At 66.3% G+C, this 22,601-nt stretch carries 22 protein-coding genes and 1 pseudogene; 10 read left to right on the top strand and 13 right to left on the bottom strand.

The annotated features are described in order from the left end of the window. Positions 1 to 2: 2 nt before the first annotated feature. From K7711_RS23530 to K7711_RS23520, 3 genes are read right to left on the bottom strand one after another with little or no spacing between them, the layout of a single operon-like run. On the bottom strand, positions 3 to 2,198 hold the full coding sequence (locus tag K7711_RS23530) for a molybdopterin oxidoreductase family protein (protein WP_222971601.1): 2,196 nt from the start codon (positions 2,196 to 2,198) through the stop codon (positions 3 to 5). A 2-nt stretch (positions 2,199 to 2,200) separates the two neighbouring features. Next, positions 2,201 to 3,769: a flavin-containing monooxygenase gene (locus K7711_RS23525; RefSeq protein ID WP_222971600.1), complete on the bottom strand. Its 1,569-nt coding sequence runs from the start codon at positions 3,767 to 3,769 to the stop codon at positions 2,201 to 2,203. Next, the gene (locus K7711_RS23520) at positions 3,766 to 4,662 is read right to left on the bottom strand and encodes a PucR family transcriptional regulator (RefSeq protein ID WP_222971599.1); all 897 of its coding nucleotides are present in this window, start codon (positions 4,660 to 4,662) and stop codon (positions 3,766 to 3,768) included. The genes K7711_RS23525 and K7711_RS23520 overlap by 4 nt, the downstream gene beginning before the upstream one ends. 193 nt (positions 4,663 to 4,855) lie before the next feature. On the opposite strand from K7711_RS23520, the gene K7711_RS23515 reads away from it, so the two are divergent. The 3 genes from K7711_RS23515 to K7711_RS23505 all read left to right on the top strand — a co-directional run bounded on the left by K7711_RS23515 (position 4,856) and on the right by K7711_RS23505 (position 8,388). Continuing rightward, positions 4,856 to 5,470 (top strand): TetR/AcrR family transcriptional regulator, encoded by a 615-nt coding sequence (locus K7711_RS23515; protein WP_222971598.1) that lies wholly within the window; start codon positions 4,856 to 4,858, stop codon positions 5,468 to 5,470. Then, the gene (locus K7711_RS23510; protein WP_222971597.1) at positions 5,467 to 6,684 is read left to right on the top strand and encodes an oxygenase MpaB family protein; all 1,218 of its coding nucleotides are present in this window, start codon (positions 5,467 to 5,469) and stop codon (positions 6,682 to 6,684) included. The genes K7711_RS23515 and K7711_RS23510 overlap by 4 nt, the downstream gene beginning before the upstream one ends. A gap of 528 nt (positions 6,685 to 7,212) precedes the next feature. Then, positions 7,213 to 8,388, top strand: a complete 1,176-nt coding sequence (locus K7711_RS23505; protein WP_222971596.1) for a helix-turn-helix domain-containing protein — start codon at positions 7,213 to 7,215, stop codon at positions 8,386 to 8,388. 67 nt (positions 8,389 to 8,455) lie between these two features. Here K7711_RS23505 and K7711_RS23500 read toward each other — a convergent pair whose 3' ends face one another. The 4 genes and pseudogenes from K7711_RS23500 to tatB all read right to left on the bottom strand — a co-directional run. Continuing rightward, positions 8,456 to 9,472, bottom strand: coding sequence for an alpha/beta hydrolase (locus K7711_RS23500; RefSeq protein WP_222971595.1), 1,017 nt, complete (start codon positions 9,470 to 9,472; stop codon positions 8,456 to 8,458). 113 nt (positions 9,473 to 9,585) lie between these two features. Beyond that, complete coding sequence (tatA, locus tag K7711_RS48495; RefSeq protein WP_222971594.1) at positions 9,586 to 9,909, bottom strand: Sec-independent protein translocase subunit TatA; 324 nt, start codon at positions 9,907 to 9,909, stop codon at positions 9,586 to 9,588. Positions 9,910 to 10,000: 91 nt separating this feature from the next. Then, the gene (locus K7711_RS23490) at positions 10,001 to 10,417 is read right to left on the bottom strand and encodes a hypothetical protein (protein WP_222971593.1); all 417 of its coding nucleotides are present in this window, start codon (positions 10,415 to 10,417) and stop codon (positions 10,001 to 10,003) included. A 408-nt stretch (positions 10,418 to 10,825) separates the two neighbouring features. Continuing rightward, a pseudogene (gene tatB / locus K7711_RS47760) lies at positions 10,826 to 11,191 on the bottom strand (Sec-independent protein translocase protein TatB); the annotation flags it as partial. Positions 11,192 to 11,442: 251 nt separating this feature from the next. On the opposite strand from tatB, the gene K7711_RS23480 reads away from it, so the two are divergent. The 4 genes from K7711_RS23480 to K7711_RS23465 all read left to right on the top strand — a co-directional run bounded on the left by K7711_RS23480 (position 11,443) and on the right by K7711_RS23465 (position 15,035). Further along, entirely contained in the window at positions 11,443 to 11,664 is a 222-nt protein-coding gene (locus K7711_RS23480; RefSeq protein WP_222971591.1) for a hypothetical protein, read from the top strand. Positions 11,665 to 11,757: 93 nt separating this feature from the next. Next, a complete protein-coding gene (locus K7711_RS23475) occupies positions 11,758 to 12,066 on the top strand; it encodes a hypothetical protein (RefSeq protein WP_222971590.1) in 309 nt (102 codons plus the stop codon). A gap of 226 nt (positions 12,067 to 12,292) precedes the next feature. Further along, positions 12,293 to 14,170 carry a hydroxysqualene dehydroxylase gene (locus K7711_RS23470; RefSeq protein WP_222971589.1) on the top strand — a complete coding sequence of 626 codons (1,878 nt, stop codon included), beginning with the start codon at positions 12,293 to 12,295 and terminating at the stop codon, positions 14,168 to 14,170. 214 nt (positions 14,171 to 14,384) lie between these two features. Next, positions 14,385 to 15,035 (top strand): TetR/AcrR family transcriptional regulator, encoded by a 651-nt coding sequence (locus tag K7711_RS23465; protein WP_222971588.1) that lies wholly within the window; start codon positions 14,385 to 14,387, stop codon positions 15,033 to 15,035. A gap of 28 nt (positions 15,036 to 15,063) precedes the next feature. Here K7711_RS23465 and K7711_RS23460 read toward each other — a convergent pair whose 3' ends face one another. Continuing rightward, on the bottom strand, positions 15,064 to 15,690 hold the full coding sequence (locus tag K7711_RS23460) for a TetR/AcrR family transcriptional regulator (RefSeq protein ID WP_222971587.1): 627 nt from the start codon (positions 15,688 to 15,690) through the stop codon (positions 15,064 to 15,066). A gap of 148 nt (positions 15,691 to 15,838) precedes the next feature. Between K7711_RS23460 and K7711_RS23455 the strand changes: the two genes are divergently transcribed. Further along, positions 15,839 to 16,513: an SDR family oxidoreductase gene (locus K7711_RS23455; protein WP_222971586.1), complete on the top strand. Its 675-nt coding sequence runs from the start codon at positions 15,839 to 15,841 to the stop codon at positions 16,511 to 16,513. Between the two features lie 35 nt (positions 16,514 to 16,548). Here K7711_RS23455 and K7711_RS23450 read toward each other — a convergent pair whose 3' ends face one another. Next, entirely contained in the window at positions 16,549 to 18,141 is a 1,593-nt protein-coding gene (locus K7711_RS23450) for an acyl-CoA synthetase (RefSeq protein WP_222971585.1), read from the bottom strand. Positions 18,142 to 18,279: 138 nt separating this feature from the next. Here K7711_RS23450 and K7711_RS23445 point away from each other — a divergent pair, with 138 nt between their 5' ends. After that, positions 18,280 to 19,062: a tyrosine-protein phosphatase gene (locus K7711_RS23445; RefSeq protein WP_222971584.1), complete on the top strand. Its 783-nt coding sequence runs from the start codon at positions 18,280 to 18,282 to the stop codon at positions 19,060 to 19,062. Positions 19,063 to 19,079: 17 nt separating this feature from the next. Here K7711_RS23445 and K7711_RS23440 read toward each other — a convergent pair whose 3' ends face one another. Beyond that, positions 19,080 to 19,481: a hypothetical protein gene (locus K7711_RS23440; protein WP_222971583.1), complete on the bottom strand. Its 402-nt coding sequence runs from the start codon at positions 19,479 to 19,481 to the stop codon at positions 19,080 to 19,082. Then, positions 19,478 to 20,041, bottom strand: a complete 564-nt coding sequence (locus tag K7711_RS23435) for a peroxiredoxin-like family protein (RefSeq protein ID WP_222971582.1) — start codon at positions 20,039 to 20,041, stop codon at positions 19,478 to 19,480. Before K7711_RS23435 ends, K7711_RS23440 begins: the two co-directional genes overlap by 4 nt. A 71-nt stretch (positions 20,042 to 20,112) precedes the next feature. Between K7711_RS23435 and K7711_RS23430 the strand changes: the two genes are divergently transcribed. Further along, positions 20,113 to 20,739, top strand: coding sequence for a TetR/AcrR family transcriptional regulator (locus K7711_RS23430; protein WP_222971581.1), 627 nt, complete (start codon positions 20,113 to 20,115; stop codon positions 20,737 to 20,739). 225 nt (positions 20,740 to 20,964) lie between these two features. Here the strand turns inward: K7711_RS23430 and K7711_RS23425 are convergent, their stop codons facing one another. Further along, entirely contained in the window at positions 20,965 to 22,107 is a 1,143-nt protein-coding gene (locus K7711_RS23425) for a thiolase family protein (protein WP_222971580.1), read from the bottom strand. 11 nt (positions 22,108 to 22,118) lie between these two features. Further along, positions 22,119 to 22,535, bottom strand: coding sequence for a Zn-ribbon domain-containing OB-fold protein (locus K7711_RS23420; RefSeq protein WP_222971579.1), 417 nt, complete (start codon positions 22,533 to 22,535; stop codon positions 22,119 to 22,121). Between the last annotated feature and the right edge of the window lie 66 nt (positions 22,536 to 22,601).

The raw sequence follows: 22,601 nt of genomic DNA, 5'->3' as shown, positions 1-22,601 counted from the left end.
CCTCAGGCGGTCGGCGTCGGAACGTTCTCGGCGACGACGGACGTGTCATCCTGCGCTCCGGCCGCACTGGCGATACTGACCCAGGTGTTGTTCACCGCGGCAGTACCGGAGATCGGATCGACCAGTGCGGGATCGTGCAGCAGATTCACATTCGAGCCCGGCAGGGAGGCAGCCAGCCGCCAACCGACGCCGGGTTCCCGATGACCCCAACCGTGCGGAACCGCAACGGTTCCCCGGCGGATCTCATCGCTGACCTCGAGCGTCACCACGATCGAACCGGTACGCGAGGTGACGCTCACCTGCTCACCGTCATCGAGACCGCGCTCGGCCGCATCCACGGGATGCATCAGCGCGGTGCAACGGTCGCGGCCCTTCACCATCGCCGGGACGTTGTGCAGCCAGGAGTTGTTGCTGCGCAGGTGACGTCGGCCGATCAGGCGCAGATCGTAGCCGTCCGCCCCGGCGTCGCGATCGCGTTCGAGCAGGGCGCGCGCCGCGGCCAGGAATTCCGGCGGGGCGAGGTGTACCCGCCGATCCCGGGTGGCGATGATCGATGCCAGCCGCGGACGCAGCGGCCCGAGATCCGCCCCACCGGGCATGGCGCGCAACTTGCCGATCGTCAGGCCCTTACGTCCACGTCGCAGCACACCGTAGGGACCGGCGGCGACAGCGGCCCCGGCAAGGCGAATCGGACTGAGCCGGGCGAACATTGCGTCCACGACCGGCGCGGTGAACCGTCGCACGGGCAGCGGTAGCACCTCGGTGATCATTCGCGCCATGATCTCCCAGTCCTCCTTGCCTCCGGCCGGAGGTTCGAAGACCGCGGCGTCGTACCGCAGGTTGTTGCGGACACTGAACACCGGGAACAGCAGGTTCACATCGGCGCGCTCGAGCGGCGAGACCGGCGGCAGGATGATGTCCGCGTGCCGGGTGGTCTCGGTGACGTACATGTCCACGGCCACATAGAAATCCAGCGAATCCAGCGCCTCGCCGAGCATCCCCCGCTGCGGCGTGGACAGCACCGGATTCCCGGCGTAGGTGACCATCGCCCGGATCTTCCCCTGGCCCTCGGTGAGGATCTCCTCGGCCAGCGCCGCCACCGGTAACTCCGCCCGGAACGACTTGTACCGGCCCGAGCGGTCGGTCCACGCGCCGTGCTTCACCCGCAGATATTTCGCATACGGCGCCGCATCGGCAGGCGGGGTCGCGAACATCTGCCCGCCGGGCCGGTCCAGATTCCCGGTGACCGCGTTGATGGTGTTCACCAGCCAGTGCGTGAGTGTTCCGGTCACCTGCTGGCACACCCCGATCCGCGCGTAGATCAGCGCGGAGGGTGCGGCGGCGTGCTCGCGCGCCAGTCGGCGAATGGTGTCCGCGTCGACGCCCGCACGCGGTGCGGCCGTCTCCGGATCACATTGTGCCGCAAGGGCCCTGAGCTCGTCCCAGCCGGTGCACCGGGCGCGCGCCGCGGCATCACAGAGATCTTCCTCGATCATGACGTGCAACATGCCCAGCAGCAGGTACACGTCCCCGCCCGGAACCACTGCCACATGCTCGTCGGCCAGTCGCGCGGTCTCGGTGCGCCGCGGATCGATCACCACGACCTTCCCGCCCCGCTGCCGCACATTCTTGATGCGCTGACGGGCATTGGGCATGGTGGTGACCGATCCGTTGGACACCGCCGGATTCGCACCCAGGATCACCAGCCGGTCGGTGCGGTCGATGTCGGCAACCGGCATGAGCACGTTGGAGCCGAACATCTGCCAGGCCGCGAACTCCTGCGGGAACTGATCGATCGATGACGCGGAATAGAAGTTCCGGGTCAGCAGCGCGATCCGCAGCAGAATCCCGTACAGCCCCGAAGTGCTGTGCGCCGCAGGGTTTCCCAGGTACATGCCGATCGCGCTCGCCCCGTACTCCTGGCGGATCGAGCGCAGTCGCCGACCGATCTCCGCGAACGCCTCGTCCCAGCCGATCGGTTCGAATCGATCGCCGACCCGCCGCACCGGCGTGCGCAGGCGGTCCGGATCGTGGTGCAGCCCGCCCATCGCCGTGGCCTTCGGGCAGATGTAGCCGCGGGACAGCACGTCGTCCGGATTGCCCTCGATTCGGGCGACGTGATCGCCCTCGACGGTGACCAGGATCCCGCAGTGCGCCTCACAGAGGGTGCACTGCCGTGCGACGGTGCGAGTATCCATGTCTATTCCTCTCGAGCAGGACTCGCCCCGAGCCTACCGGCCGCATCGCTCGCCGTATACGGTCGTTCGGCCGATTCGCCGGGCACGGCCGGGGTGGTGCGGTAGTCGTTCAGATCCAGTCGGCGGGTGCGCCGGCGGTATTCGCGCATCGATCCGGGCCAGTTGTTGGTGTTGACCGGACCGGTCGCGGTGTCGGCCACGTACCAGCTGTGGCAACCGCCGGTATTCCACACCGTGGTCGCCAGACGTTCCTGTGCCCGCTCGTCGAAGCGGTCCAGCGATTCCGCGCGCACCTCGAGGTACCGGATGCGCGAAAGTTGTTCCACCGCATGCATGATGTGGTTCATCTGGCTCTCCAGCATGTGCACGATCGACCCCGAGCCGACATTGGTATTGGGCCCGTACATGAGGAAGAAGTTCGGGAATCCGGGCACGGACAGCCCCAGGAACGCCCGTGGCCGCTGCTGCCACGCGCTGTCCAGATCCTGATCGTGCAGGCCGACGATCCGCATCGGCGCGACGAAATCGTGCGAACGGAAACCCGTTGCGAGAACGATCGTGTCGGCAGGATGCTCCCGCCCGTCGGCGTCGATCACCGACCGCGCGCCGATGTGGTCGATCGGCCGGGTGACGATACGGGCGTTCGGCCGGTTGAGCGTGTCGTAGTACTCGTTGGAGGTCAGGATGCGGTTGCACCCGACCTCGTACCGAGGCGTCAGCGCGGCCCGCAGCGCCGGATCGGACACCCGGCGCAGATTCCACCGGCACCACGCCCGGATCGGCGCGGACAGGATGCGCCGCCCGCGCGGGGAGATCAGCATCGGGTTCAGGACCATCTCGAAGCAGAAGAAGATGCCGAGCCGGGACACTCTCTGCAACAACGGAATCCGCCGGTTGAACAGCTTGCGCAGCGTCGGATACTCCCGATCCGGTTTAGGGCTGATCCAGTACGGCTGACGTTGCAGGATCGTCACCGTCCGCGCACGCTCGGCGATATGCGGCACGAACTGCAGTGCGCTGGCGCCGTTTCCGATCACCGCGACATCTCGCCCGGTGAGATCGTGATCGTGATCCCAACGCGCCGAATGGAATACCCGCCCGGTGAACTCGTCCAGCCCGGCGATCGCCGGGTAGGACGGCCGGCTCAACTGTCCGCAGGCCGCCACGAGCAGATCCGCGGTGAACTCCTCCCCCTCGGCGGTGGTCAACACCCACCGCACCGCGTCCGGATCGAAACGTGCCGCGACGATCTCGGTGCCGAAGCGGATGTGCGGCAGCAGCGCGTTGTCCTCGGCGCAGTTCTCCAGATACCGCAGGATCTCGGGTTGTTCGGCGAAACGTCGCGACCAGTCCGGATTCGGTTGGAACGAATAGGAATACAGATGCGAGGGCGCATCGCAGGCCGCGCCCGGATAGCTGTTGTCGCGCCAGACCCCGCCGACCCCGTCGGCCTTCTCGTAGATGGTGAAATCGGTGTAACCCGCGCGCTGGAGCCGGATCGCCAGCCCCAGTCCGCTGAAACCGCTGCCGACGATCGCGACCGACGGCCGGGGTCTGCTGGTTTTCCTCACATTCGCTCCTGAGTGGCGGTCCGCGCGCGGGGGCGCGGGGGCAGGTCCGCGCAGTGGTAGGCGTGGACGATGAGCGCGGACTGCAGATACCACAGCCCGCTGGGCCAATTCGGATCCAGACCGGTCAGCTCCCGGATCCGCCGCAGCCGGTAATCGACCGTGTTGCAATGGATCTTCAGTAGCCGGGCGGTGGTCTGACGCTGGAATCCGTTGTCGATGTGCAGACGCAGCGTCTCGAGCAGATCCGGATGCGCCGCGATCCGCTCGACCACGGTCTGCAGATATTCCGTCGCCGGACCCGGCCGGGTGAGCTGATATTCCAGGGACAGTTCGCGGAAGCGATACAGCCGCGGCGGATAGTGCAGCCGATGGATGATCTCCAGCAGTTCGTGCGCGACGACGGTCGCCCGCGGAATCCCCGGGGCCTGCGCGGGCACCGCGACCGCGACGACCGGCGCGTGCGCCGCGCGCGAGAGCTGCGGCGCCAGTTCCGGTGGCAGATCGCCGTGTTCGCCAACCGGCACCAGCACTGTGCCGCCGTGCACGCCCAGCAGGGGTAACGCCTGCTCGCCGCAGACCGCGTACACCGCCTCCTGCACCCGTGCCAGCCGCGCCGCGCCGGTGTCCGACTCGTCCTGCACCGGGATCCGGCGCAGCGATTCACCGGCGATCCCGAGAGCGACGACGGTGTACGCGTCGGCGACCGGAATTCCGGCGGCGCGGGCGACCGCGCCGACGCTCTCCCCGCTCATCAACGCCGCGCTCATCGTCGCCACGGCCCCGACCCGATCACCGGCCGCGGCGCGCAGCCGCTGCAGATGGGTCAGCACCGCGACCATGGATTGCGGGACACCGTCCTGATCCGGATCGTCCCGAGATAGCTTCTGCCGCATGCGGTTCGGTCCACCGCGCACCTCTCCGACGGCTTCGGCATGGGATGTGTTGCGTAGCACTGACGGCCCCCGTCCTCTGGTTGCCCTGTGTCGGATGCGGACCAGATTAACGCCGATGCAACAAAGCATCAATAGTTGATTCAACGTCTGGCAATATTTTGACACAATGTAACAATATTAGTATCGTTGGTGCATGCCGAAGCGTCGAGACGAGGTCGACCAGCGCATTCTGGACGCGGCCCTGACCAGAATCCTGCAGGTAGGAATACGACGAAGCAGTCTCGACGACATCGCCCGACGCTCGGGCATCAACCGCGTCACGATCTACCGCCGTTTCTCCGGCAAGGACAAACTGATCGAAGCCGTGCTCGAGCGCGAGACCGAACGCATGCTCGCCGAGGTCGGCTCGATCCTCACCGGAGCCGAGGGCATCGACGAACGGATCGAAAAGACCGTGCTGTACGTCCTGCGCCAGACCCGGATGCACCGGCTGGTCAGGCAGTTGCTCGACGTCGCCCCCGAGGAGGCGCTGGGTTTCTACACCGTGCACGGCAGCGAGATGGTCGCACTCGGCATCGGCTATATCGCCGGCCTGCTGGACCGGGCCCAGCACGCGAACCTCATCGCCCGATACGACAGTGAGCCGATCGCGGAAATGATTGCCCGCCTGGCCCATTCGCTCATGCTGACCCCGACCGGCGGAGTCGACTTCACCGCCGACGAGGCCACGCATCACTTCGTCCGCACCACCATCGTGCCGATGGTGAAGTACGGGATCGCCACGAGCTCGAAGGAGAGCACCAGATGAATCGAACCGTTCCACTCCGGCACCCCGCCGGGCCGCGTCCCGTTCCCGGCCTGCGACCTTTCGCCCTGATGCTGGGACTGGCCAAACCTTCGCCCGCGCGCTGGACCGAACTCGGCGAGGGCCTGACCGTCGGCGATCAGCGGATGGACGAACTCGTCGACTGGATGTACCAGGAGGGGATGGACCGCACCCGCCCGCTGTTCGAACGCGCCCTGCGCGAGGGTATCGATGCGATACCGGACGCACCGGAACCGTTGCGCGCGTTCTTCGTTCACATCGAGACGCCGCCGCCGTGGCTGGACCGGGACAAGGTCGCGCGCGGCGAGCTGGTCTTCCGCCTGGGCGGGGCCGACGGGCTGTACATCGCCCGGGACGTGTCGTTCCTCGGCGGATATCTGGCCTCGGGATTCAACAAGACGCTGCTGCGCACCGGCGCGCTGGAGAAGGGCCCGGCCAAGCGATTCGCCGAAACCCTGCAGTGGGCACTGGATGTCACCTGCGAGGGCGGGATGGCGCCGTTGGGCCCGGGATATCGCTCCACGATCCACGTGCGGTTCATCCACGCACTGGTCCGGCGGCACGTCGCGGCGATGCCGGACTGGCGCGACGACGAGTGGGGACTGCCGATCAATCAGACCGATATGGCCGCGACGCTGGTCGGCGCGCTGATCGCACCGTTCGTCGGCGCCATGGCCATGGGTCTGCTCGCCCCGCCGCGGGATCTCGAGGCCGCCGCACACCTGACCCGGTACGTGGGCTGGCTGATCGGGGTGGATGATCAATTGCTGCCCAACAGTTTTCGAGATTCGGTCCGAGTCCTGTACCACTGCCTCACCGCCATCACCAATCCGGACGAGACCTCGCCGCAGTTGGCGGTGCCGATGGCCGACGATCCGCTGGGCTGGCACTACCCCAACCTGCCGGGCCTGCGCGGGCGCATCGCCCGGTTGCAGCACCTGTCGGTGTCGAGCCTGTTCCTGGGCCCCTCGGCCATGCGGAAACTGGGTCTGCCCGGATATGTCCTGCCGTGGTATCCGCTGCTGCGGATACCGATCAATCTGATTCGCTCGGTCACCGCCCGCATCGTGCCGGGCGGGGTGGCGCGTGCGGCGATTCGCGGACGCCGGACCCAGGAGAGATTCCTGCGCACCCTGATCGGCTCGGATGCCGCGATCATCGGGGATTCGGCGCACCATATCGGGCACGCCGCCTGATGTGGAACTCGCCCGGCGGCCCCGACCGTGGGCCTGCTGCTGAAATGGTGGGGTACCGCCGGGCGAGGGTGTGGCACCGGCCGCGCAGTGCGGTGCCACACCCATAAGCTATGTCGGGCGAGTCCCCCGGCGGAATACCGTCGCCGGAACGCTGGAATTCTTACGACGATTCCCGGGCTCGTCTCGGCAAACTCGATATCCACACTTGCACAACAACATTCGAACACCCCTCGGCTACGCCGGACCGCGGGCGAAATGCGCCGCATAGTACGCACAGCCGATATCACCGGTCAACGAAACAGCCATAGTTGGTTCATCGTGACAGTGGGGACTGTGACCGGATCCAAATATTCGATGCCGCGCTCAGCACGAATCACTCGAATCTCTCGTCAGTGAAACAGTCGATGCATCAGGTATTGATGCATTGTTTCATTCGGGGCTATTCTGTCCTTCACTCCGAGAGAACAACCGGGACTACCGACCGGCCCCGGCCCTCGCGGCCGAACCGAGCGTCGAATGGAGTACACAATGTCCGTCACTGCTGACGTCCACTATCCGCTCCCATCCATCAGTGATCAGCGCCAGTCGCGCCGTGATCACCTCGTCCCCGCCGAGCAGGCGGAGATCCTGCGGATCTGCCGCACGGTGCTCACCGATCTACTCCGTGCGCCGGACGAGCCCGAGCGGGTCGCGGACACTCTCGATCGGCTGCGTTGCGCAGTTGAATCGGCTGTGGCACAGGGACTTTCCACCGAGCACTGCACTGCGGCCATGCAGCGGGCGGCACGCGAGAGCTTCGAGCAGATCTCGCGGACGGCCGCGGCCCACGACGAGCAGCTCGTCGCGACGACCAAGCGGTTCATCGAGATTCGCGAAATGGTCGCCTCGACGATCGCCGAGACCGGCGTCACCGAGCTGCGGCCGGCCGCGATGGCACCGGCCGTACCCTTCCACGTCATCGCGGCCACCCTGGGGAATCTGCCGGACGACTCGGTACAGCATGTCGAGGAGACCTACGCGGTCCTCGCGATAACGATTGCCTCACAGCATAATTCCGGACTTCCCGGCGATCGGGCGCATATGCGCCAGCGCGCCATGTGGGGCATCCGCACGGCCCTGGCCAACCGGTGCGAACTGCCGGTGCTCTCGACTCTCGGGGATTGCGGCGGGACCATCCTCATACCGTCCCGCGAGGCGGACGACGCCGCCCTGGAGGAGCTGATCGCACAACTGTCGGTCGCGGCGCACATGCCGGTGACCGCGACGGTGTCCTTCGCACCGCGCACCGCCCTGGCGGACTTCGCCGACCACACGCACGATCTGCTGGATCTCGTTGGACGCCTGGGCTATTCGGCCGGTCTCTACCGCTTCGCCGATGTGGCGCTGGAGTACCAGATCACCCGGCCCGGCCCGGCACGCGACCGGCTCGCCACCATCCTGGACCCGCTGGACGACCACCCGCACCTGTTGCAGACCCTGCTCACCCACCTGCAGACCAATCTCAACCGGCGTGATACCGCCGGATTGATGAATCTGCACCGCAATACGATCGATTACCGGCTGCGCCGCATCGAGGAATTCACCGGATACGATCCGCTCACCCAGCCCGGTCTGTGGAATCTACAGGCGGCCTTGATCGTTCGCGCCTACTGCCGGGCCGCGACGTCAGCGGACCCGGCGATCAGCGCGTCTGCGGGCGCCTGAGATTCCGATGGCCCACGGCGACAACGGCCGTGGGCACGGTGGTGGCCGCGCGGGTGACGCACGAGGATCAATAGCCTTTCAGACCCATCCCCCGGGCCAGCAGCGGCCACGAATTATGCAGTGCCTCTTCCCAATACGGCCAGTAGTGGGTGCCGGTCGGGGTGAATTGGAAGGTTGCCGGGATGTGCAGCGCGTCGAGCCGGGTCTGCAGATTGTGTGTGCACTGATCCGCCGCTGCCTCGATGAGCATGCCGAGACCGAGGTTGACCTCGCCGGCAGGTCCGCCACGGGCCTGCTTCTGATAGTTCTGCACGTCGCGTGGCGCGGGAAGACCGTTCCCGCTGGAGATGTAGAGCAGCGTGCCGCGCAGCTTCTCCGCGTTGAGCAGCGGGTCGTTCTGCGCCCACAGCGGGCTGTCGGCGGGGCCGTACATGTTCAGCGGGTTGCCGCCCGCCCACAGGCCGATGACCAGATCGACGAACGACCGCCCCATCGGATCGGAGATCTGCGCGCATCCGCTGTAGGCGGCAACGGATTTCCACAAGCCGGGCTTGGCCTCGGCCAGCTGCAGCACCGACGTCCCGGACATCGACAGGCCGGTCAGGGCGTTCAACCCCGTGGAATGCAGGGTCCTGTCCAGTAGCGGCGGCAGTTCCTCGGTGAGGAACGTCTTCCATTTGTTGACGCCCAGACGGGGATCCGGCTTCTCCCAGTCGGTGTAGTAACTGCCGCGGCCACCGATCGGCTGGACGACGTTGACCGGCTTGTCGCCGAGCCACTGTATCGCCGTGGTCTGCTTCTGCCAGTTCATCGGCCCCTCGCCGGCGTCCAGGCCGTTGAGCATGTAGAGATTCGGCGCGGGCCGCGAGGTGTCGGCCGGGCGTAGCACGTCGACAGCGATCTGCTTACCCATCGCCGCCGAGTACACCTTCAAATGCCAGGTACGCCCGTCCTCGATGATCGAGGCGACCGCCGACGGTTTCGGCGGTGCGGCGGCGCCGGGGATCGGCACCATGAAGAACATCGTGGCCAGCGCTGTCGCGACGGCCCGTCGAGCGGCAACCTTGAACAGGTCGGAAACCATTGCATCCCTCGATATTCGAATGGCCGGGGCGTCGGCGTGGGCCGCGCGGTGCCGCGACGACGGACACGAACACCCCGGCCGGAAGTCGTTCTCTCCGATGACGGATTGAGAGATCACTTCTCGGACAAGACTTTTCCTTGCTCCGGTGCCGCCGGATGCGGCTCCGGCTGCGCCTGCTGCACACCCGCATCGAAGGACGGCGATGCCGCGGCAGGCAAGGGCCCGGCGATCGCGGTCGCCGCCCGATCCGGCGCCGGCCCGGGTTCCTGCGCACTCGGCGATTCGCCGCTGTCCGACTGCATCTCTCGCACTTCGCTCTTGAAGATGCGCAGCGAACGTCCCGCCCCGCGGGCTGCCTCGGGCAATCGCTTGGCCCCGAACAGAACGACGAGTACGCCCACGACGATCAACACATGTGTGGGACTCAGTGCACCCATGATCAACCTCCTCTTCCGAAGGCCGAGCGGCCCGGTGAACTACACCGGGCCGCTCGGTTCCTCAGTTGTCGAAAATGTCGGAACCAGGCTTCTAGCAGCCCGGCAGTGCAGTACCCGAGGAACCGGCGGAGCCGGCCGCGGAGCCGGTGAGGGAGCACAACATACCGATTCCGGAGTCGATCATCGCCGAGCCGGTGTTGAAAGCGACGGGATTCGCCGACGATGCGGGAGTCGTGGGCACGGTCGGGGCCTGCGAAGGAGTCGTCGTCGACGGTGCGGGAGTCGTCGTCGACGGTGCGGGAGTCGTCGTGGACGGTGCGGGAGTGGTCGTCGACGGTGCGGGGGTAGTCGTGCCGCCCAGCCCCGGAAGCATGGACGACCCGCCGTCGAGCCCGGGAATCATGGACGAGGATCCGGAGCTGTCGTCCACGGGGGTCACGGTCAGCACGGCGGCGGTGGCCGGCCCGGCCGACAATGCCACTCCGCCCGCGAATGCTGCCGCAGCCATCAACTTTCCAAACTTTTTCATAGCTCACTCAACCCTCTGCGCGGCTGATTTACATTGCACCGAACACAGTATCCGGGATTTCATCCGGGGCAATACCGCTCGTGACAATGCACAATAAGTTCGGATATCCCCCCTATTCGCGAGCCAGGCATTTCCGAAGAATCTCGAATATTCACAGTGCACGGCCACAACACCTACTGTGAGGAGATCGGATCGCTTACCTCGTCAATGCCAGCGGACGACGTAAGCACAGGTAGCACCCCGGAATCTCTCGCGGATGTCCTAGGTGGCTTCCATGTCGAATCGGGGTTGCTCGTCCGCGGCGGGGACGGGTGCGACCGGAAAGCCCCAGTCGGCGGCGTCGACGACGCCGCCGTTGGCGGGATCGATCGTCTCCTTGAACTCGATGGTCGCACTGCCGTCGATGGGCCCACTCGGCGCTTCGGGAGCGATCGGAACGGCCGGCTTTTCCGCAACCGGGTCGAATTCACCGGTCAGAATCGAATCGTCGCCGTCCAGCAGGTATTTGGTGGCGAGATCGCGCGGGGACATTTCGCGTAGTTGTCGCAGCTGCGCCATGGACTCGCGATACTGATCCATCTCGGGACCGATTTCCGACTGCAGCTGTTCTGCCGCGCCCCCGACGTAATCGCGAGCCTGCCGGAAGGCGTTCATGGTCCACTGGATGGCGCCGGGAAGCCGTTCCGGACCGAGAATAACGAGCGCCGCGACGAGCAGAATCATGAATTCGGGCCAGCCGATCCCACCGAACATGCCCCGAGGATAACGGTCAGCTGCGGACTCCCGGGACACGAGCAGGGAGACTGTGCCGATGCACAGCGTTCTGCCCGAATATGTTGTAACCGTAGTTTTCGATCGATAATCGGCCACCTGGGCCGATGCGGGTGCGAGCCCATCGGCTTTTGTGCATCGTCACGATAATATTGCGATGCAGTGGAACTTGGATAGTCTTTCTCTCGACCATTCAAGTCCGCCGCGCAGAGAGTTGTCAGGTTATGAGTGCAATGAAGAAGACATGTGCCGCAGTCGCCATCGCCGGCGGGTTGGTTCTGGCTGCCGGACCCGCGAATGCCGACATCCTCGGCGGCGGTTCCTCGACGCCGTCCACCGGCTCGTCCGTGGTCGACAATGGGGTGCAGTTGGTTTGCGCCCTCGTAACCGGTATCACCGGTTCGGGGGCCTCGGTGATCGGCTCCTCGGTTCCGGCCATTCCCGGCTGCAGCTAGCCGGATCGAACGCGAGTGCCGGATCGCCGAGGGCCTCGGGCGGTCCGGCCGTCATTCTCATCAATTCAGCCGCGCAGAAGGTTGAAGGTCATCATGCGTGTCATTGAAAAGCTTTGTGTGGCAGCCGTCGTCGCCGGCGGTCTGTCGATGGGTGCGGGTGCCGTGAGTGCCGCGGCGGCCGCGGAGCCGGCGCCCTCGGGGGCGTCGTTCGTGGCCGACGACGGCAGCGAACTGTACAACTCCACCGCGGGTGTGCCGAATTTCCTCAGCTCCGGCCTCCCGGATCTGGGTTCGAGCTCCGGATCGGTCGGCTCGCTCCCGGCCCTGGGCGGTTTCGCCCTCAATGCCGGATCGTGTGGTCTGACTACGCTTTCCAGCATTCCGCTCTGCGTCCCGGGATAATCCGATCCGCCGCGGTCCGGCGGCCGCGGTTGTTGCCTGAAATGTGGTGCCCATCCTCGCTCGATATGAGGATGGGCACCACATCTGTGTCCGGACGGAAAAGGCCGAACTGCCCGCCATTGTAACAATGCACCAAATCGAGACACATTGTTGACCTCCCGGATTACTCGTGCATATAGTTGGCAGAACTCGACCGCTGGCCTGCTGTCGATGAGGACGGAATTCAATGGCCGACTCCGAAGTAAACCGCCGAAAGGTATTGAAGGGCGCAGCTGCCGGCTCGCTGGCCGTGGCTGCCGCCTCGGCGGGAGTTGCGCAAGCGCAGCCCACGACCACAACGACCCCGTCAGGTACCCCGACGCCCACCACGACTGCGTCCGGCACCACCACGCCGTCGCAGACGCCGACCACCACGCCGTCAGCAGCGATGAACACCACCGCGACAGCGCCCGGCAGCAACCGGGTCGTCGTCCTGGGTGGCGGCGTGGCCGGTATGACCGCCGCCCACGAACTATCCGAGCGTGGATTCCACGTCACCATCTATGAGCCGCGAGCCTGGGGCGGTAAGGCACGGAGTACGGATAGTGCGATGCCGGTTTCCGGTGGCCGCAAGCCCGTGCCCGGTGAGCACGGGTACCGCTTCTTCCCCGGTTATTACCAGGTCACGTGGGACACCATGGCCCGGATTCCGTTCCCGGGCAACAAGAACGGTGTCATGGACAATCTCGTCACGGTCCCGAGCGTGGGTATCGACGAGAGGGGAGGCAACCTCACGATCCCCGGCGGGTTCTGGACCGGCGATGTGCTCGAGGCAGCGAATATCAACTGGATCCTCGATACGCTGCTGGGAGGTATGACCTGGATTCCCAAAATCCCCTACGGTGAAATGTACAACATCATCCGAAAGTGGGTGGTGTATCTCGGCAGTTCCGACGAACGCCGTATCGGGCAGTGGGAGAAGGTACCGTTCGACAAATTCTGCGGTCTCGGCCCGGGCTCCAGTCCGACCGCGAAGCTCATAGTCTCGAGTATCTGCCGAGACTTCGTGGCCGCGAAGGAAAATCTCGCGAGCGCGAAGACGATCTGTGGCGAGATCGAGTGCATCCTGCTGTCCTTCCTCGGCCGCAACGAGCATGTCAAAGGCAAGACCTTCGACAACTGTCTGTGCGGGCCGACCAACGAGGTGTGGATCGATCCGTGGGTCGCGCAGCTCAAGGCACTCGGTGTCGATATGCAGCTCGGTTCGGCCTGCCAATCACTCGACGTGCAGAACGGCAAGATCACCTCGGCGGTCATCAAGGACGCCTCGGGGGCGACCAAGAACGTGGAGGCGGACTGGTTCGTCGTCGCGTTGCCGCCCGACAAGGTCAGCACACTGTTCAGCCCGGACATCCTGGCCATCGATCCCGCACTGGGCCGGATCAAGGAGCTGTTCTGCGACTGGATGACCGGCATCCAGTTCTACCTCAATACGGACACCCTCGAGTCGCCCGGCCATATCCTCTGGATCGAGTCGCCGTGGCGGATGTCGGGCATCCAGCAGACCTACCATTGGAAGAAGCTCCACCCGGACTTCTCCAAGGACTTCGGCGACGGTACCGTCAAAAGCATTCTGTCGGTCGATATCTCCGACTGGCGTACGCCGGGGGTCCAGAACAAGAAGCGGGCCGACCAGTGCAGCCCGCAAGAGGTCGCCAAGGAGGCTTGGTACCAGGTCTGCGCGACGGCCGACAAGATCCACTCCAACAATCTGGTGGGCTGGAATCTGGATCCCGGAATGAAGTGGGACGGTTCGAAGTACACGAACGAGGACCCGCTGCTGATCAATACCGCCGGGTCCTGGGAAATCCGTCCCACCGGGCCGACCAAGATCCCGAACATGTTCCTGGCGGGCGACTACAACCAGTCGCAGATCGACCTCGCCACCATGGAAGGTGCGAACGAGGGAGGCCGGATGGCAGCCAACGCCATCCTCACCGCCTCCGGGTCGACCTCGAAGAAGGCCACGATCTGGCCGCACAAGACCATCAAGGAGTTCGACGGCATCCGGCAACAGGACGCGGGCCTCTACAAGCAGGGTAAGAAGCAGATCTGGGACTCCTAGTCCCGGGCGCGCAACCGATCCGAGCGGCCCGGACCGTATTCTCCGGGCCGCTCGGTCGGCGCAACGGCGTGCACGATGATTACCAAGAGCCGCGAACTATGTTGGGCGACAACGTAGTTCCCATTAAGCCTGCCCCGCGACATGGTCGCGGGGGTCTCGCCAGTCGTGACATCACTGTTACGCAGCGAAGAAACCAATTATGTACCTTTGATGCATGGCAGCAGCACGGGACGATATGGACGAACGAATTCTCGACGCGGCGTTGACCCGGGTGCTGCAGGTCGGCATCCGGCGCGCGAGCCTCGACGACATCGCGCGACGCGCGGGCGTCAACCGGGTGACGATCTACCGGCGGTTCACCACCAAGGAGAACCTGATCGACGCCATGCTCGCCCGCGAGATCCAGCGCACGCTGGCCGAGGTCACCACGATCGCCACCGCCACCAAGGGCGTGGACAACCAGATCGAGGAGACCATCGTCTACGTGCTGACCCAGACCCACGCCCATCCCCTGGTCACCCAGCTACTGGATGTGGCGCCCGAGGAGATCCTCGACTTCTACACCGTGCGCGGCCAGGAGTCGGTCAAGATCGGCATCCGGTACATCGTGCAGGTCCTGGAGACCACCCAGAAAAGCGGCGCGATCGACGACTACGACACCCGACCGGTCGCGGAACTGCTTGCCCGCCTGGCGCATTCGGTGTTGCTGACCCCGGCGGGCGAGATCGATTTCCGGGACGAGGAGCAGGTGCGGGCGTTCGTGGCCACCAGCATCGTGCCGCTGGTCAAGCACGGGTTACCCACGCGCTCCGCGACCGGCGGGCGGGCCAAGTCGCGCACCAAACCCGCCGCCCGCAGCCGCTGAGCATCCGGTGCCCGAATCCGGTCGCCGGCTACTCCGCGCCATCGACCGCGTGATCCATCTGCAGCGTCGGCAGGCCGTGTTCGATCAGCGGCACGATGGTGTCCAGTACGAAGGCGTGCACGCGCTCGGCGTCGCGGAAGTCCGTCCCGCCGTCCGGCACGAATAGCAGCGAATGTGCCAGGCGGGCAAGCATTTCCGCAGCCGGTTGCGGATCGTATCGATCGATCAGCCCGGCGCTCTGCGCATGTTCGAGGATGGTCACGATATAGCGGCTGCCCAGGGAGACGAGCTTCCCGCCGCGCACGGTGTAGAAACCCAGACTCTCACCCGGTGCCACCTCGAGCAGCCGGGTCACCAGCGGATGCGAACGGATGCGCCCGAGAATGTGCAGCGAGACCGACTCGATCTGGGCGTCGATCCCGTCCGTGGTCACACTCACCGTGGTGAGTTCGGCCAGCATGCGCAGCACCTCGCGGGACAGGACCGCGTCCACCAGATCCTCCAGGGTGGGGAACCGGGCGAGCACATCGGATTCGGCGAGTCCGGCGCAGCGCGCGACCTCCTCGATGCCGGCCTCGCGAATGCCGTTGCACAGCATCCGATCCAGTGCCGCGTCCAGTATCCGCTCGTCGGCTTCACCGAGTTCTCCCACCATGTATCAATGGTACGGAATCAATCACATCGATTCACCGAGTTGTGCGGGAATTCGTCGGCGAGCCGGGTCATCCGGTCGCGGGCGGGTGGCGACTAGCCTGATGATCGAACAGTCGGCATGCACCATTTCGGACAAGGAGGGCACATCGATGAAGGTGTTCCAGATCGGCGCCGCCGGAGGCGTCGGACGACCGCTGGCCGCACTGCTACACGCGCGCGGCGACGAGGTGACCGGTATGCACCGTCGCCCCGAACAGGCCGCCGCTATCGCCGAAACCGGTGCGACCCCGCTGACCGGCGACCTGATCGCCGACAGTGTCGACGAACTCGCCGAGAAGTTCAGCGGGCACGATGCGGTGGTGTTCTCCGCGGGCGCGCACGGCACCGGGCAGGACCAGACCAGCGCGATCGACGGCGCCGGACTGGAGAAGGCGGCCGAGGCCGCCCGCCGCGCCGGGGTCACGCGATTCGTCCTGGTCTCGGTGTTCCCCGACGCCGGTCGCGGCAGGGCGACCACCGAGGGTTTCGAACACTACATGCGGGTGAAGAAGACCGCCGACGTCTATCTGACGCACACCGATCTGGACTGGCTCATCGTGCGTCCGGGCACGCTGCGCGACGAGCCCGGAAATGGTTGTGTCACAGCGGGTCTCGCGATCGAGTACGGCGACGTCCACCGCGACGGCGTGGCCGCGTTCATCGATGCGGCCCTGCATCGGCCCGGCCTGAACCGCGTGATCGTCGAACTCACCGACGGCCCCACTCCGGCCGCCGACGCCGTGGACGCGCTGATCGCCACCACCGGCCCCCGAACGGCGTCCTGACCACTGGGCGCCATCCCACGCGGCGCCCGGGTCGCTCAGATGGCGGCGTCTGCTGTAGCGATGTCCGAGAACTGTTCGCGTAGTTGCCGTTTGAGGAGTTTGCCGCTCGGGTTCTTGGGCAGCTCGGCGACGATCACCACATATTTGGGGGTCTTGTAGCCCGCCAGATGGTCCCGGCAGTGGGCGATCACGGCTTCGGCGTCCAGGTCCGTGCCCGCACGGGGAACGACCGCGGCGACGACGGCCTCGATCCACCTGGGATGCGGCACACCGAACACCGCGACCTCGGCGATGTCGGCGTGGGTGTACAGCGCCTCCTCGACCTCGCGGCTGGCGACGTTCTCGCCGCCGGTCTTGATCATGTCCTTCTTGCGGTCGACCACGTACAGGTAGCCGTCCTCGTCCAGGTAACCCAGATCGCCGGAGTGGAACCAGCCGCCGCTGAATGCCGCCGCGGTGCGCTCGGGATCGTTCAGATATCCCGACATGGCGTGCGGGCTGCGATGCACGATCTCACCGATCGTGCCCGGCGGTACCGGACGGTCCTGGTCGTCGACCACCTCGGTTTCGGTGTTGAGCGAGGCGACTCCGGCCGAACCGGCATGCGCCAGTTGATCTTCCGGTTGCAGCACGGTGGCCATGGGCGCCATCTCGGTCTGGCCGTAGAAGTTCCACAACCGCACGCCGGGCAGGCGCTGCTGCAATTCGAGCAGCACCTCCCGGGGCATCGCCGATGCTCCGTAGTACCCCTTGCGCAAGGTACTCAGATCGGCGGTGTCGAAGCTCGGCGAACGCAGCAGCGCGATCCAGACCGTCGGCGGGGCGAAGAGTTTCGTGACTCCTTCGCGCTCGATGGTGGCCAGCAGCTCGTCCGGATCGGGGCGGGACAGAATGATGCTGGTCGAGCCCAGGTAGATGTCCGGGACGAGGAAGCAGTCCAGTTGCGCGCAATGGTACAGCGGCAGCGCGTGCACCTCGATGTCGTGGCCCTCCATTCCGCCGTCGGCCAGGATGCTCACGTACTGCCACATCAGGCTGCGGCTGGACAGCATCGCGCCCTTGGGCCGCGATTCGGTGCCACTGGTGTACATCAGCCGCAGCACCTCGTCGTCCTCGATCACCGCATCCGGCAGTTCGGCGCGATCGTGGCCGGTCCACTCGGCGATATCGGTCCAGCCCTCGGCGGGTGCGCCGATCACCGCCCGGACCCGGATCGGGCTCTCGGTCGCGTTCGCGGCCTGCTCGGCCTGTTCCAGGAGAACGTCCTCGGTGACGAGCCCGGCGGCCCGGCTGTGTTCGAGGATGAAGGCGATCTCGCCCGCGCCCAGCATGAAGTTGATCGGCACCACCACGATGCCCAATCGCGCCGCCGCGAACAGCAGCACCGGATACTGCCAGCAGTTGTGCGAGAGGATCGCCAGGCGCTCACCGCGAGTCAGGCCCGCCTCGACCAGGGCCGCGGCCGCGCGATCGATGCGGTCGTCCAGTTCCGCGAAGGTCAGTCGCACCTCGCCGTCGACGAGCGCGAGTTTGTCCGGGACGCGGCGTGCGGTGCGCCGGGGAATGTCGCCGAGCGTGTGTGCTCGGGCCCGCCGCAGTTCGGCATTGTCGGACTGGGTGTCGGTCATCGGCTCGTCCTGCGGCTCGGCGTCGTGGTCGCCCTAGATCATGTCCCTGGACGGGGCGGCCGGTCCCGGTTTTCGCGGGACCGGCCGCTGAACGGAAACCGATCGGCGCGGGCGCGGCGGCCCGGCTACCGTGACGGTATGAGCCTGATCGAACTGCAGGGCGCGGTCAACGTCCGGGATCTCGGCGGATTCGTCGCCGCCGAGGGCCGGAGGCTGACCGCCGGACGACTGTTCCGCGCCGACGCACTGCACAAACTCACCGACGGCGACGTGGACGTCCTGGCCGGGCTCGGCCTGCGCACGGTGGTCGATTTCCGCAGCCCTCGGGAGATCACCGGCGCCGGACCGGATCGCCTGCCGGCCGGCGTCGACCGGATCGAACTCCCGATCGCCGGTGGGAACATCACCGCCACCCTGGGCGCGACTGTCGGCGAATTCTCCAGTGGCAAACCGGATCTGGGCGGCGGCCGGGCAGCGGAGGTGATGCGCACGATCAACCGGCAGTTCATCACCGAGCCGGAGTACCGCGCGGCCTTCGCCCGCACCCTGCACCTGATCGCCGACCCGGATCGCGATCCCTTACTGTTCCACTGCACCGCCGGTAAGGACCGCACCGGCTGGATGGCCGCGATCGTGCTGACCGCCCTGGGTGTCCCCCACGACGACGTACTGGCCGACTATCTGGCCACCAACGACTACGTCTGGCCCTCCTACCAGGCATGGATCACCCGCGGCGCCGAGTCGGGCGAAATCGAGGATCCTGACGCCATGCGCGAACTCCTCTACCAGGACCCCTCCTACATCGGCTCGGCCTTCACCGCCGTCGAAACCACCTACGGCACGTTCGACCGATTCCTCACCGACGGCCTGGATTTCGGCCCCGCCGACCTGGAGCGGCTGCGCAACGTCCTACTCGAATAGGACACCGCCGGCACACCTCAGGTCGTGGTCAGAATGCGGGTGCACTGGTCGATGCCGGTGATACTCCCGTCCTGCGCGAGCCTGCCGACCAGGTAGATCTCGGTGGCGATGACGTGTCCGGTTCGCATGGTCGCGGTCAGGGTGTAGTGGGCGGCGATTCCGTTGCCCGACAGCATCTTCGAGTGCACCTCGATGTGCAGTGCCCGAGCGTTGCGGCGGGCCGGGCGGGCGTGATCGATCAGGCGTTGGCGGTCCAGTGCCAGGCCGTCGTTACGGAAGACGAAGCCGGGGGCGAACCAGCGATCGAGGATGCGTCCGGGGTCCTGGTCGCCGAACGCCATCTCTTCGGGGTAGCGGGTCAGAAATTCGGTCAGGTCGGCCTCGGCGTGGATGCCGACGATCGCTTCGGAGGCCGTCATCGCGACGCTCGTGTCACGTGGGCGGCATGGGCGAGGAGTTCGTCCACCGACCACTGGTCATCGGCGTGGGCTCCGCGCTTCGCGACGAGCACCGCACCGTCGGGTGCGATCAGGAAATCGGCGGGCAGGCCCAATCGGCCGCCTTCGGGGCTGGAGGGTGGCGGCGGCTTCTCGTGGCGGCGGATCGCCCCGAGCTCGCGGACGACGCCGCGCACGATCGCGGGCCAGGCGCGTGGGTCGAGCAGGGCGCGATAGCCGGACTCCACGCCGAACTCGCGGTAGAGGGCGCGGCCGGGATCCGCGATCAGATCCAGCGGCACCGCGGCGGTCTGTGCGCGCAATTCCGCTGCGCTGGAATGGAATACCACCACCTCGTGAATTCCCGCGGCGGCGATCTCGTCGCGGCGCAGCACGAACGAGCGCAGGTGCAGGCTGCACACCGGGCATCCGGCGAACCGGCGGAACTGCAGATGGACCAGCCGATCCGGATCGGGGATCCCGATCTCGGACCCGGCAATGGTTGTCAGCGTCCGGGCGGGCACCGACGACGACAGCGACATGGCAACTCCCTTCGTAAGCGTACAAGCTACGCCTACCTCCAGTATGCGCGTATCCCGTACGCTGTCAATCCGTGCCCCGGCCCCGTTCCCTGACGACCGACGATCTCGCCGCCGCCGCCCTGACGGTGATCGATCGCGACGGCCTGTCCGCGCTCACCATGCGAGCGGTGGCGAAGGAACTGCGGATGGCGACGATGGCGCTGTATCGCTACGTCTCGGATCGCGACGAGCTCGAAATCCTCGTCGCCAACCGCATTCTCGACCCCGTCGAGGTATCACTCCCCCCGGATACGGACTGGCGCGAGCGGGTCGAACTCCTGCTCGATCGCCTCCGCGCCGCGGCCTCGGCACATCCCGCCGCGATCCCCCTGACCCTGCGGCACCGCCAGACCGCACCCGGCAGCCTGCGCTGGATCGAGGCCATGCTGACCGTGCTCACCGACGCCGGATTCACCGGGTCCGAGCGCGTCATCGCCCAGCGCACGATCGTCGGCTTCCTGCTCGGCTACCTCCAGAACGAGCACTATGCCTCGCTCATCGGTCCTGGAACCGCTCTCCTCGCCTCGGCCCCGGCCGACGAATTCCCGCTTCTCGCCGAAACCGCCGACCTGGCGCACACCATGACGCCCGCCGACGAATTCCGCGGCGGCACAGCAATACTCCTGGAGGGCTTGGCAGCCCGCCTCGACCGGTCCTGACAACTCGACCGATTCACATTCCGCACCGCGGCGCAGCACCGCTCGCGGATCGGTTCCGGGCCGCCACACTCGGCCCCGGACACGATGCGGGCCCCGCACCCGAATTCGCATCGCACGCATCGCACGCATCGATGACGTACACCTCTGTGTCAGAGAGGATTCGAGCGCGGAACGGCCGATCGGGTAGCGGTATCGCCGCTGCCCGATCGGCCGGTTCGATGCAGACTACAGACTCAGCACGGTCGCGGCGGCTGTGCCGGGGGCGCCGTAGACCTGGGCGTAGCCGACACGGGGGTTGCCGGGGACCTGGCGGTCGCCCGCGGTGCCGCGCAGCTGCTGGACCAACTCGTAGACCTGGCGGATACCGGAGGCTCCGATCGGTTCACCGTTGGCGATGAGGCCACCGTCGGTGTTGACCGGGAGGCGGCCGCCGATTTCGGTGGCGCCCTCGGCCAGCAGCTTCTCCTGATCGCCGTCGGCGCAGAATCCGTTCTCCGCCATATGGATCAGCTCCGCGCCCGCGTCGGTGTCCTGAAGCTGGATGACGTCGACGTCCTCGGGACCGATTCCGGCGGTTTCGAACGCCGCCCGCGAGGCGTAGACCGTGGGCGAGACGTCCTCGTCGATGGCCGCCCAGGTGCTGTGCACCTCGTAGGCGCCATAGCGCCGCGTGCGAATCGCGGTGGAGCGCAGATAGATCGGGTTCGAGGTGTACTTCTGCGCCAGATCACCGCGGCACATGATCACCGCCGCCGCGCCCTCGTCGGGCGAGCAGAACATGTACTGCGTCAGCGGATAGTTCAGCATCGTCGAGTTCAGAATCTCGTCTTCCGGAATCGGCTTGCGCCGGAAGGCATTCGGATTCAGCGCACCGTTGCGGAAGTTCTTCGCGGCGATCTTGGCCAGGGTCCGCTGGGAGATGCCGTGATCCTGGATGTAGCGATTGGCCTTGATACCGAAGAACTTCGTGGTGACGAACTGCCCGTTCTCCGCGTACCAGCCCGGCAGGCCCAGCTTGGCCGGATCGTCGGTGAACGCACCGCGCGGATGTTTGTCCATGCCGACCGCGATGCCGATGTCGTAACGCCCCGAACGGATCGCCTCGGCGGTCTGCTCGATCGAACTGGCCGCTGTGGCACAGGCATTGAACACATTGGTGAACGGAATCCCGGTCAGCCCGACCAGCCGGGTGACCGCGTCCGGATTGCTCACCTCGTAGCTTCCGCCGAAGCCGAACTGGATGTCCTTCCATTCCGCGCCCGCGTCGGTGAGCGCGAGTTGGATTGCGTCGGCGCCCATTTCGATGGCGGTCTTGCTGAATCGGCCGAACGGGTGCAGGCCGACGCCGATGATGGCAACGTCGTTCATGTCAGGCTCCTTCAGGCCGGTTGAAATGCGATGGTCACGACCTCTTCGCCGCTCTCGTCGACGTAGAGCGGGACGAAGGTCAGCTCGAGCTCCATACCGGGCTTCAAGGCGTCCGGATCGGCCGTGGTCAGGCGGGATTCCACCCGGACCTGATCGCCGAGCTGGACCAGGCCGATGCCGAACGGTTCGAAGGTGTCGGCGGTCTCCTTGCCCGCATAGGGCAGTTTCGGGACGAAACCCTGTGTCGTCCAAGCGATCAGCGTGCCGCGGGTGGGCAGCAGCACTTCGGACATATCCGGTCCGCTGCACCGCGGGCAGCGGGCCTGCCGCGGCCACGTCACCGCACTGCACGAACCGCACCGGGTGCCGACGAGCTGTGGATTGTCCGCGGGCCACGTGGATGCTTCGGGCGCGAGCGCCTTGGCCATGTGCCGTCCTCCATCTGTCTTGTCACCCGCGACGGCGCGTCGACCCGATGGGTCAGGTGTCCGAAA

Source organism: Nocardia coffeae, from assembly GCF_019890715.1.
GTDB classification, from domain to species: Bacteria; Actinomycetota; Actinomycetes; order Mycobacteriales; family Mycobacteriaceae; genus Nocardia; species Nocardia jiangxiensis.
The sequence above is the reverse complement of the archived record's forward strand: the minus strand, read 5'-3'. Positions and strand labels throughout refer to the sequence as shown.